Raw genomic sequence first — 12059 nt, forward strand, 5'->3', positions numbered from 1 at the left:
TCAATCCTCAATAGAACCCATAATTACATCAGTTGACACTCGGTCTCCCATAGTAATAGATTTACTCATCGTCTTACCGATATACTGCTCTAAATACTTTGGATGAGCACCAAACCCTGGCCTAACAGAACGTATATCATCTCTTTTAATAATTTGTCCCGCATCTATATCACGGCAAAAATACAAAGAACGTCTAGCCAACAAGTTTTTCTGAGCAGAGCCTGTTATCGCATAACTTACCTGACCTAATGCCTTTTCGCACTGTCTAATACTCTTTACCATTTCGTAAAATTCGGCATAATCTAATGAAAAGAAAGCATCAACAGACTCGTCGCTTTTATCTAAGACAAAGTGTTTTTCTATAACTCTTGCACCAAGTGCCACAGCAGCAACTGGAACAACAATACCTCTTGTATGATCAGATAACCCCGAAAGGCATTTAAACTGTCGATTGATATCAGGAATCGTCATTAAATTACATTCTTCGAAAGGTGTTGGGTACGCCGTTGTGCACTTTAATATAACTAGGTGTTCACAACCGTTTTCGCGAAGGGTATCAACAGCTAAGGCTATATCTTCATATTCAGCAATTCCTGTAGACAAAATAACCGGCTTCTTAGTCTGCGCCACTCGAGATAATAGAGCTATATCGGTGATCTCTGGAGAGGCAATTTTATATACAGGGGCGTTTAATGCTTCTAATAAATCGACTGCAGTACTATCAAATGGACTTGAAAAAATATCAATTCCGATAGACTTTGCCTCATCAAATAAAGTTTCATGCCACTCCCAAGGTGTATAGGCCTTTGAGTAAAGCGCATGAAGTGTATTGTGAGCTTCCCATGGGTTATCAGTGGGTAATATGAAGTCGCTTTTATTACAATTAAGCGTGATAGTATCTGCTGTATATGTTTGTAACTTAACAGCATCTGCACCAGCCATTTTAGCCTTTCGAATCATTTCGATTGCTTTATCTAAGCTTCCGCAGTGATTCGCTGAAACTTCAGCGATAATATAGGTGGGTGTATCTATACCTATTTTTTTATCGTTTATATAAATAGCAAAGTCATTATTCACCGGCATGTCGCTCTTCTTCTAATGAAATTAATAGCCCCTCGTTACGGACTATATGCTTATTTAAATTGAAAACATCTTCATTACTGGCAATGAACCTTTTAATTGCTTCATAGTTTACGTCTAAACTTTTATCTAAAAAATACTTCCCAATTTTTTCGATTACAGACCAATCTTCAACTGTATCAAGTGTAAACCTAAATTGACTGTCATCGGATGCATTTTCAAGTAATTCAATTTTAAAGCCAACGGGGTTATTAAAAAGATAAAGTGTTACATGCTCACGCTCAGATGGTAGCGTAGCTAAAGTGTCAATATTATGAAGTGTTGATGCTTTTATCACTTCACAATCAACACCTTCTGCAAAACGCTCATCCAAATACGCATAATCGGCACCTGTGTCAAAAAACTTCTTTATGAGTGCATCACAAATTTCTGGGCATATAAAGGGAGAATCTCCAGTTATTCGCACCACGTTGTCAGCCTCATATATATTTAAAGCGCCAACAAAACGAGATAACACATTATCTTCGCTGCCTCTGAAATACGTTATTTTTCTTCTTTCAAGAAAACTGACTAGTTCATCATTTTCACTATTAGTAGAGGTTAAAACCACTATCTCATCGATATAAGCCGATTTTTCTAAACGACAAACAAGGTGATCAATTACTGGGATACCATTAATTTCCCTTAGTACTTTTTTCGGTAATCTCGTTGAGGACATCCTTGCTTGGACAAAAGCGATGGTTTTATTCATCAATTTAGCCTTTGAAATCCACTATGACAGACAGGACCCTCGAGTAGATCATTATATGTTTCACTAACTTGTGCGTCTTTCAATATTTTAATCACTATTTCAAATGCAGCCAAAAATTGATCACATAGGTGTCTCTCATGTGCTAAAGAAATATAAATAACGTTGGAAGCCAAAAATCCACGCTTTAACATCTCTTGGGTGTAAAGAGTTTTCAAAACCAGTGATGCTTCAGTTGGGAAAACAAGGATAGGTACACTGTCTATGCCAATAATTTTTAAATTGAACCCAATTTCTTTTACAACCTCATCCATTCTAGACTTAAGGTATCGACCAGTTTCAAGTAATGTGTTACAAACACTTTGCTCGTTAAATACTTTAAGAGTTTCCAATGCAGCTACAAAGCCAACTCTTTCAGTCCAATAAGAGCTACTGATAAACGATTTTTGAGCGGCATCCATCACTTCGTCAGTACCAATCACGGCACCAATAGGGTGCCCATTACCCATTGCTTTACCCAATACGCAAATATCCGGTTCTATATCAAATAACAAATGAGAACCACCAGTATTGAGCCTGAATCCAGAAGATATTTCATCAAAAATTAATACTATTCCGTTCTCTTTACAACGCTCTTTTATAGCTTTTAAAAATCCAACATCAGGCATGCCATGCCTAAAGACTTCCATGATTACAACACCCAATGTGCCATCATTTTCAGCTAGTAGCTTATCAAAGCCTACAAGGTCACCTTCTTTGAAAGGTAATGCTGTTTCAGCTAACTGCCGCGGTACACCACTGGGCGCTAGGCCCGGTAATAGCTGCTCATCTAGATTACCTTTAGATGCTAAATTTGTTGCTAAATACCAATCATGCCAACCATGGTAGCCACAAAATGCAATTCTATCCTTTTGGGAATAAGAGCGCGCAATTCTGATAGCAAGTGCACAACTTTCACCACCAGCTCGAGTAAACCTAGCACCACCAGCCCAAGGGTGAATTTCTAGTAATTTTTCTGCTAATTCAACTTCTTCATAACAATTTAAACTACTCATTGAACCTTGAGTTATCGCGTTGATAACAGCCTCTGATACTTGTGGATGAGCATACCCTAGTGAACATGTTCCAATACCCATAATAGAAAAGTCATAATAATGGTTATTATCTAAATCCCAAATTTCACAGCCGTTAGCCTTTTTATAATACGCAGGCCAGTTATCGGGTAGAAACATTTCAGCTCTTTTAGAAAGTAACTGATTACCACCTGGTATAATTTTTTTTGCTTTTTCCCACAAACGCTGACCTAATTCTATACTTGACATGAGACGGCCTCTTTAATCACTAAATAAAAGCATACAAACTGTTTATCGGCTATTGTAGCAAAATATTAAATATTTAAGAGCAAACTCCTCATTAATTATTTTATCAGTGTATTTTGTATTGGAACCATTGAAATGAAAAGAAATGAACAAACTATCATGCTATTCGCAGCAGATCCTGGTGGGGCTAATTCTATTGCTGTTTTATCTAACTATTTACAGAAAAAAAATTACAATACAGTCTTATTCGCCCGATATGCTGCTTTAAAGCACTTGACTAGCAATGGCTATAAAAATGTAACGTTGCTTAGCAAAGATATCAAAGAATATGACATACAAACCATAGAGTCACTTATTAACTCCTATAATCCATGCTTAATAATAACCAGTACAACAGGAAGAGATTTTATAGAACGTACCGCTTGGCTTGTGGGGAAAAAATTAAATATTCCCAGCATCGCTATATTAGATCAATGGATGAACTACTCATTGCGCTTTCTTAAGAAGCACGATACACATCAGGATAAAAATACGTATTCTGTTGATGAGTATATATTACCAACATCTATAATTGTTATGGATCAGGTTGCCAAACTTAGTATGGTCCATGAGGGTCTGCCACATAACATTATTTATCCTTTAGGCTCCCCCTATTTTGATCACCTCAAGCTAAAATCAAAAATAGCTAAACCAAAAAGCTTTAATTCGGTTACAATTTTATTCGCATCTGAACCTATTACAAAAATTTACGGTAATAAGTTAGGTAGAAGCATTCATGGTTATACAGAAAAAACAACCTTGAGAAGCCTATGTCTACACATCCAAGCTTTAGACATTAAGCGAAAGATTAAGCTAGTCATTAAGCCTCACCCGAGAGAATCTGAAAAAAGATATTCTGAGTTTTTGGAAAAATTTGCCTTTACGTCAATATGCCCAGAAAAATCAGTATTTGATTCGTTTAAGCACTGCGATATTGTTTTTGGTATGTCTTCAACCGTACTTCTAGAAGCTATACTGTTTAAAAAGCCAACGATTAGTTTACACTTAAGCTCAAATAAGAAAAGTACCTATTTATTAGAACAAAGAGGAAAAACTACAGCAATTCGTAAAAGATACAAACTTACTACTGTTATAAAAAACCTCTTAACAAAACAACTAACATCTTATAATCAACAATTCGAATTGACAAAAGGTGGCGCATGTCAGGCCATAACTAAGCACATAGATAAACTCATTAATCTACATAATTAACATTGAAATAGGGAACAATCGCACCACCAAAACTGAGTTTAAACCACCCTCGTTCAGGACTATTAACACCTTCAAGATCAATTGTTGTTACACCCAACTTTGATAGGAACTTGAAAGCTCGCCAAAGTACAGCTGTTCCGGTATGCTCAGCTCGTAATGAATAATCATTTGCACCGAACAAATAGTAGGCGGTATCATTTAATAAAAGAAAAATTGCAATACTACCAACATTACCGTTTTCATTCTTCGCAGTATAAATTTTAATGTCACCTGAAGCATGTAAATTACTTAACAACACCTTCATCTGGGGAAGCAAATTTTGTTGCAAAATGATATTTTGGCGTTCAAATGTTTTTTCATACAAATAAAGAAACTCTTCAATACTATCCGTGTATTCAACAACAACATTTTTAGCATAGCCATATCTTATTTCTTGTCGCCTAGAAACAGATGCATTCTTGTAGAGTTTGTAGTCTTTAAAATCAATACTTTCATCAGCGAATTCCGCTATATTCACGTAGCTCGTATAACGAATACTCTCAGAATACTTAGGTAAGTTATTATGATAGTTAACCCACTGAAACGCCCTTATATCGACTATTTTAGGAGAGAAAGAAAGGGTAATACTTTTATAATTTCCAGCTAAAAACTCAGCAATAAACTGCGAAATTTTATGTTCTTCTGAAAGCGTTTGGGACTGATTTAAAGCAGAAAAGTTTACGTAAAAAAGACCATCATGAACCATTAACTCATGGCCTACCACATTGCAACCTGAGTCATCAACTGCAATTAGCAAACCTGCGATGATCTCATTCCCTTTTAAGCAATAGTACGCCCTAAAATTACCATCCAAAGCGACGACATAAGTAGAAAGTAAGAATGGTGTTGATGTTTTAGACTCGCGGACATAATTATCCCACTTAGCATCTAGCTTAGTGGATACCATTTTATACTTAGTAAGTTTTGACATTTATTTTTTATACCTTTTCAAGTAGACCCTCATCTACTAACCTTTTAACAACAGGGATCAGCTCTCGTGCATTCACATTTATTTTTTCAGCAATAGCAATTAAATCGTGCTTACCATCACAGTAGGCGATTAGGTTTGTTAATGTGCGCACATCTGTATAATCCAAAGCCATACTACTGATTGTTGGGTATAGTCCCCTTTTTCCTAGCTGTGGCTCGCAATAAACGGTTACTTTATAAGTTTCATTTGCTTCAATTAACTTAATCGTCTCAAAGCACACCTCTAAACCTCCCGCTAGCCCTGATGCTGTAACTAGCGACAAATCGTCTAGCGATGTGTGGTACTCGGGGTAATCACCGTAACGCGTTCTCATAATTGAACCAATTGGCAAATCAACGCCTGGAGCACAATACTGGCGTTCATCACTCCCTCTAGAGAGAAAGTCATATAGCTTATAATCGCCAACTAACGATTTCATTGAGTGCATTGCAGCTCTATCAGAAAGAGTCCCCTCTTGTTTAGACTGCAGATAAGAATAGTTTCTTTCATCCCCAATACATGTAAGAACAAACCCACCTACAACCTTTGATTTTAAGTGCGCTAAGTTTTCAGAAATAAATGTAATCGCACCAATTGTTTCAGGCACAAATACAAATCTATAGTTATATTTTCGAGAAGGCAACTCTCTTATCAAGTTTGCTAAAGCAGTAGTAACAACAGGTCCAGAAAGCTCATTATTTGCCATAGAAGGATGACAAATATACGTAGAAATTAAAATTTCTTCGTCTGTTTCACCTTTTAAGAAGTACTCGGCATAGTTTAAACAGCCATGATAATGGTTACTTTTAATAACAGCTCTATAGAGCCCATCTTTTAATTTATCACGCTCCTCTTGTGCTAGACAAAACCCCCACCTCGGAGCATAATAAGAGGTTACATAAGGAATTGCGGTTGGCATATCAGGAAGAGAGTATAAGTGTTCATTTAACTGATTTAGTGACAGCTCTACATCAACTGGAGTTGAATAGTTTAAAACATGTAAATTAGAATTTTTAAAATCAATGACTTTATTACCAGCAGGATCTAAAACGTAAGCGTCTTCAATTGACCACTCTAGAGGTATTGTCCAATCAAACACAGCTGTTCCTGATGGTACACTATGAACCTTTAAACCATCGAGATGCGAAGACAAGTAATGAAGACTTTCTCTCACACCAGCCCCAGTTAAACTCCTACAAATTGGAAATAAATCAGATGCCCATTTATGCATCGCGTCACCAAGAGCAGGATAATTTGGCTGTTCAATTTCCACTCTTAAAACTCCAAGACATAAGTATACCGTCTTCACTATTAATAGCTGAAAGTGGGCGATGTTCGTAATCAAATCCAATTTTCTTGTATACAGCTATGGCGTGTGTATTGTGCTTACTCACCCCTAGCACCATTAATTCTGAGCCATAGTTTACTAAACTATACTTCGCAAACGCTTTTATAACTTCACTAGCAACACCAATCCCTTGATAACTTTGCTCACCAATTAAAACACCCATTTCAATTATTTTTTTAGTTTTATCAATAAACTCAAATTTAATATTGCCAATATGCTCATCATCAAGCAGCGTATATATTCCTAACAAGAGCACATTTTCATTCTCTCTCTGTGAGCAGATATAGTTTTCTAAGCTTTCTTTTTCGCAAGCTTTGAATGATAAAAATTCACCCGCTTTACTAGAAAGCCAGGAAAGATAGCGATCGCTTGCATCTTTCTTTTCTAATTCGACAAGCTTAAAGCGCTCAGTTTCTAATAAAAAAGCATCTTTGTGCTTATGCATCTATTTTTTCCAATACTAAATGCCAAGCAGCTCCCTGTTCTTCAATGCCATCAACCTTTGTGATTGAGTGCTCCAGATGGCATATTTTAAACTTAGCTGTAAGCCTTTGAATCTCTTTTTTATCAAAGAAATGTACATTACCAACATTAGCAAAGGGGCCTGACGTATAACCTGATTTGGTATACTCGCTTTTGTCACTGGCCATTCCTTTTTCAAAATAGCCGTGCTCTGTGCTAAACCAGTCTGTAATTACGAGGTTGCCACCAGGCTTGAGCTTTTGATAAGCAAGTTCAAGATACCGTTCTATCGATTCTGTTTCATTATGAACCGAAGCGCCTCGGTCAACAATCAGATCGAACGTCTTTTGAAATGGAATTTCTTTTGTAAAATCAGACACTAAAAAATCCCCTTCAATATCTGAAAAACGTTTTTTTAAAGCATCTATAATAAAAACACTGCCATCTAACGCAAACACATTGTCCGTATAAGACAAAAAGAAGGGAATGTTTGCACCTGCCCCACAGCCAACTTCTAATACATAAAAATCAGGATCGCGATTGCCAAGTTGAGTGTGCCTTAAGCATAAACTAACTAGCTGGCTCCAAGGCCAAACGGACATATGGTTATTATTTCTGTATTGTTCATCCCATTCATTAGAAAAACTCATATTTTATACCTTTAAAGTACTCAAATTTAACTGTTGGTAGATATCCAGCAACACATCAGACTGTGACCACACTTTAGCACTGTGGCGACCAGCAACAATTATATTACTGAGACTGTCATTTAAAACTCTCAAAAGAGCCTGATTACTTAACGTTAATTGTTTGGTAGGTTCAGGAAATGTATTTTTAATTATTTGATGTGAACTGTCTAAAATTTTATGATTTGATGTTATTAGATTCATTGCCTTTAATTCGCTAAAAGCACTCTCAATATTTACTTCAATATCATCGCCTGGGCCGGTTAAAATCTCCATCGTAACTCGATACCCCTGAGGAAGGTGTTCAGCAAAATTATCATATAGAGTTATTCTAAACGTTTTAAATTCTGCATCCCAATTCCAAACATACTGGTTATCTGTATTTAAAACCGGTTTATCAAACATAAAATGAAATAGGTTTGCAGTCATGAGTTTCGGCTTAAAGCTACTCGTATATTCGATATTTGCTTGCTTAAGTGCTAACGGTATTGGAATAGTCCATACAACCTCATCACACTCTAAACGAGTACCATCATCTAACGCGATTGAACTTACAGCACCTTCAGTCGTCTCAAGCCGCTCAGTTCTTCGGTTTAATAACAATTTTAATCCTTTGGACACTGCGCGTTCAGTTAAATTATCGACCCAATGTTGTATTCCATCCGGGTGCTTAGGGTAATAAAATGAAGTGTCGGTTGTGGACTTTTTAGCATAATCGCTGACAGTTTCAAACGCGATTTTATTATCAAAATCACTTATCTCTTTTAGCTTTTCAGTAAGTTCAGTATCAAAAGCTACAACCCTGTTTAAGCCAAAGTAACCAACGTCGCTTTTTAGATCATTTAGGTTGACATCTTTACCATATAATTTATGGACTACAGGCAGAAACAAGTGCTCAAAAACAGGGAGTCCAAAATTACTTTTAACATAATTTGTGAAACTACTAGTCTCAGCTGCTACTCTGTTCATGATGGCGGCAACTGACTGTGCATAAAGCGGCTTTGGTAGATGACGAATATCTGCGACTTGAGTTTTTGTATTCCACACGCCTGCAAAGTAATTACCTGCTTTCAAAAATGGAAATGTGGACCATTCTGCAGAAAAACTTTTTGTGCTAAACAAAATATCATCTATTTCAGCAATACCTGTTTTTGACGCTAAGTGTGTACCCTGATCGTATTTAATTCCACGCTCAGACTTAAAAGCACTCAGGAGCCCCCCACATCTATCATCAGATTCAACTAAGGTGACCTCAACATTGGCCTTACTTAACAATGCATTTGCAGCAAAAAGGCCTGTAAGGCCTCCTCCGACAATAATATATTTCTTTTTTTCCATAATATTTCGTCTATTTAAACTTCAAATACATGGTCACTCGCCTTGTTCCAATTTTGACGATAGAGTTCTGGTGCTTTTCTCAAAAAATCACACCATATACCTTTAATATTTTCATAGTAGGGTAAGATTTCGGTGGCATTACCATAATTATATAACATATTAATGATGATAGAATTGAGGTAAAGCGCCTCACCTTCCAATACCATATAATGATGGCTAAACTGCGTTTCCTTTATTGAAACTAACAATTGAATGTGTCTAAGTACTTGATCAAACGCCTCTGAACGATTTAATACTTCAGGTTCAAGTATCTCAATTAAAGTGGCGCATAACTTATCAAACCCTTCAAAGTCTAAAAAGTTTTCTAAATCAAAATCTTCATCTGGAATATAGAACAACTCATTTTTTACGTAAGATGAAACTTGGGATTTTGTTATTTGTGTTTCTTGTAAAATAATATCTTCAGACAATAATGGAATAGTGCCATTAATTTTTGCACCATTACTACAATTGAAGCAGCTAAGACCTTTTGCTCTGGAGGTTTGTAATAACCTTTCCATCTGAACTTTTCCTGAGTATAAAAAGTGATCAGCAATCACAGTTTCCCCAAAGTTCCCCTCAACATACAACTTCGAACCTATTTGTAAGGGTTCGTAAACAGTATCACCTTTATCGTTATAATACATGCTCGATTTAGAATGATGGTGTTTTGGATCTATATAGCCATTGTCCACACCAAACAAATAAACATTTTTAAACCCTAATGATGCCACATAGCTTAGCGCCATATTTCCAACAAGAGGATTACAATATGGAATGGTTGCACTTGATTTCTTTCTGGAGAATATCTCTGCAACCTGATGAAGGCTCGTACCTGCTTCACGGCCTTTTAAAGCTGCACCTGACCAACCAAATAAACTTGCAACATCTTGATGCATCACATTTACGGTAAGTAGCCCCATGTTTTTTCTATATTCTTCAGGTATGAATGCCTTTAAAAAATCATAAGTCGCTCTTGAACGCTCTAACGCTGCATGAAAATCCGGTATAATCCCATGCTGAAGTAAGGCTGTTGTTGCTGAGTTACATGAAACTACAACAACTTTCCCTTGCAAAGACTTGATTGTTTCAATATCACGATCAAGTGAAGGTCCATTTGCAAGAATGAAAACCGGGAAATCTTTAAATTTATTCTCTAATGCGCTATGAGCATAAAAAAATGGCATCTTGTTTTTAACGTTTTCAACACTATGAGCTAGGCTCATAAAAGCATCATCAATAAAACCCCAACCCATAAAAAATTCATGGAAATTATCTCTTATTTTAAAAATAAGATTATCGATTAAACTCGATGGATAGTGCTGATAAAATAGTGAGTTAGATATTGTGAAAGGGCCAATCTCTTGTGCCCGCGTAAATAATTGACTGTAAGTCTCTTCTTCACTAACACCTATACTAATATAAAGTGATGCACCAGAGTTATCTATTGATGTTAAGTAGTCGTGCCAATTAAAAGTAAATAAGCTAGCAAAGAAATAATCTTCTTCTGGTTCAAAGATATTCAAATACGCGCACGGAAATTCCTTTAATAATTTATCAAGATGATACCCAAGACCAACACCAAAAATCACCACACTGGGTAATTTTGAATCTAAACAACTATTTCCTTGAAGGTTGTTTTTTGCCTTATTATAAGCTGCACCGGCATCTTTGATTAAATCAACATGCATGAAGTCGTAAGGATTATCTAGATTTTCAAGGTAACCGTAGTTTATTTTAGAAAATATAGGGTTATCTATCGAGTTTTGAATCTGTTCTTCAACTTGCTCTTCAATATCATCACGGTAAAAAGGTACTCCCGTGTTGTAATCGATAATATTGGCCTGACCATTTTTATTTAAAAATAAATTAAACTTTTCATTTGGTTGATGAGCTAAAAATTTGTCAGCAATGTCAGGAAAGTACTTTTGAAATGCACGAATATTGAGTTCAAAAAGCTTATTAGCCGAATCACTGAATAAAGCTTCTCTTTCACCCTGTTCAATAAGGGAAGTAATTTTGCTATCGAGTTGTTTTAAATCTTTTAGGCTATTTTTATCCATGCTTATACTTCTGAAGTTTTTTTTGATTAGTATTAAATTCTACCATTTCTTTATACGTATCTTTCTTTTTAAGTTCTATATTTTCAATTACTTTACTGTAATCATTAAAAAGACTAGCTAACTGTTCATTTTCTGTATCGTCGCTCGAGTTTTTTATTATAGAGTCAACATGGATCTTAAAGGCTAAGTCTTTCTCTTTCGCCAACTCATAATTACTATTATCAATAGCTTCTTTGAGCGCATCAAGCGTCTCGTAAAGCTCTTTAACACTATCCTGCATGCGCATCTAAGCCATTTTCACTTAATGTTTTTTCCTTAATATCATGAGGAATTGCGTCCCAGGCTGATTTTATTTCTTTGAGTAAACCTGACACTTCATCGATGATTGTAGGATCGTTTTTAATCGTTGCATCAACTAAGCGATCTATCATGTAAGAATAAAGTGCATATAAATTATCAGTCACTTCACCACCAACTTTAAAATCCAAACAGCCCCTTAAGGCTTCAATAATAGCAGTCGCTTTAGATAAATGTTCGGCCTTCGCTTCCATGTGTTTTCTTTCAATAGCAACTTTAGACATCACCATTTTTTCAATCGCACCCGCCATTAACATCTGAATTATTTCATAGCGATCAGCACCGGCAACACGGGTCTTGAGTGCTTCTTTCTGATAATTTTTTACTTTGGCGTTATACATATTAAAACCCTTTTAAAT

At 36.0% G+C, this 12059-nt stretch carries 12 protein-coding genes; 1 reads left to right on the forward strand and 11 read right to left on the reverse strand.

The window, feature by feature from the left end; all coding sequences use genetic code 11:
* Genes pseI through NDQ71_RS06375 form a run of 3 tightly spaced genes read right to left on the reverse strand, consistent with a single transcriptional unit; the run spans position 1 to position 3150 of the window.
* Positions 1 to 1077, reverse strand: coding sequence for a pseudaminic acid synthase (gene pseI, locus NDQ71_RS06365; protein ID WP_367318007.1), 1077 nt, complete (start codon positions 1075 to 1077; stop codon positions 1 to 3).
* Complete coding sequence (locus NDQ71_RS06370) at positions 1070 to 1831, reverse strand: glycosyltransferase family protein (RefSeq protein WP_301562438.1); 762 nt, start codon at positions 1829 to 1831, stop codon at positions 1070 to 1072. The genes pseI and NDQ71_RS06370 overlap by 8 nt, the downstream gene beginning before the upstream one ends.
* The gene (locus NDQ71_RS06375) at positions 1831 to 3150 is read right to left on the reverse strand and encodes an aminotransferase class III-fold pyridoxal phosphate-dependent enzyme (protein WP_301562439.1); all 1320 of its coding nucleotides are present in this window, start codon (positions 3148 to 3150) and stop codon (positions 1831 to 1833) included. Before NDQ71_RS06375 ends, NDQ71_RS06370 begins: the two co-directional genes overlap by 1 nt.
* A gap of 132 nt (positions 3151 to 3282) precedes the next feature.
* On the opposite strand from NDQ71_RS06375, the gene NDQ71_RS06380 reads away from it, so the two are divergent.
* A complete protein-coding gene (locus NDQ71_RS06380; protein WP_301562440.1) occupies positions 3283 to 4398 on the forward strand; it encodes a UDP-N-acetylglucosamine 2-epimerase in 1116 nt (371 codons plus the stop codon).
* Here NDQ71_RS06380 and NDQ71_RS06385 read toward each other — a convergent pair.
* The 8 genes from NDQ71_RS06385 to fliS are packed head-to-tail and all read right to left on the reverse strand — an operon-like array spanning position 4382 to position 12041.
* A complete protein-coding gene (locus NDQ71_RS06385; RefSeq protein ID WP_301562441.1) occupies positions 4382 to 5368 on the reverse strand; it encodes a GNAT family N-acetyltransferase in 987 nt (328 codons plus the stop codon). The two genes, NDQ71_RS06380 and NDQ71_RS06385, sit on opposite strands and share 17 nt — an antisense overlap.
* A gap of 7 nt (positions 5369 to 5375) precedes the next feature.
* Positions 5376 to 6680, reverse strand: coding sequence for a DUF4910 domain-containing protein (locus tag NDQ71_RS06390; RefSeq protein WP_301562442.1), 1305 nt, complete (start codon positions 6678 to 6680; stop codon positions 5376 to 5378).
* Positions 6670 to 7200, reverse strand: a complete 531-nt coding sequence (locus tag NDQ71_RS06395; protein ID WP_301562443.1) for a GNAT family N-acetyltransferase — start codon at positions 7198 to 7200, stop codon at positions 6670 to 6672. The genes NDQ71_RS06390 and NDQ71_RS06395 overlap by 11 nt, the downstream gene beginning before the upstream one ends.
* On the reverse strand, positions 7193 to 7867 hold the full coding sequence (locus tag NDQ71_RS06400) for a class I SAM-dependent methyltransferase (RefSeq protein ID WP_301562444.1): 675 nt from the start codon (positions 7865 to 7867) through the stop codon (positions 7193 to 7195). The genes NDQ71_RS06395 and NDQ71_RS06400 overlap by 8 nt, the downstream gene beginning before the upstream one ends.
* 3 nt (positions 7868 to 7870) lie before the next feature.
* On the reverse strand, positions 7871 to 9241 hold the full coding sequence (locus NDQ71_RS06405; protein WP_301562445.1) for an FAD-dependent oxidoreductase: 1371 nt from the start codon (positions 9239 to 9241) through the stop codon (positions 7871 to 7873).
* A gap of 14 nt (positions 9242 to 9255) precedes the next feature.
* On the reverse strand, positions 9256 to 11343 hold the full coding sequence (locus tag NDQ71_RS06410; RefSeq protein ID WP_301562446.1) for a 6-hydroxymethylpterin diphosphokinase MptE-like protein: 2088 nt from the start codon (positions 11341 to 11343) through the stop codon (positions 9256 to 9258).
* Entirely contained in the window at positions 11336 to 11623 is a 288-nt protein-coding gene (locus NDQ71_RS06415; protein WP_301562447.1) for a hypothetical protein, read from the reverse strand. Before NDQ71_RS06415 ends, NDQ71_RS06410 begins: the two co-directional genes overlap by 8 nt.
* A complete protein-coding gene (gene fliS, locus NDQ71_RS06420; RefSeq protein ID WP_301562448.1) occupies positions 11613 to 12041 on the reverse strand; it encodes a flagellar export chaperone FliS in 429 nt (142 codons plus the stop codon). Before fliS ends, NDQ71_RS06415 begins: the two co-directional genes overlap by 11 nt.
* Positions 12042 to 12059: the final 18 nt, after the last annotated feature.

The organism is Pseudoalteromonas sp. KG3, from assembly GCF_030436385.1.
Taxonomy (GTDB): Bacteria; Pseudomonadota; Gammaproteobacteria; order Enterobacterales; family Alteromonadaceae; genus Pseudoalteromonas; species Pseudoalteromonas prydzensis.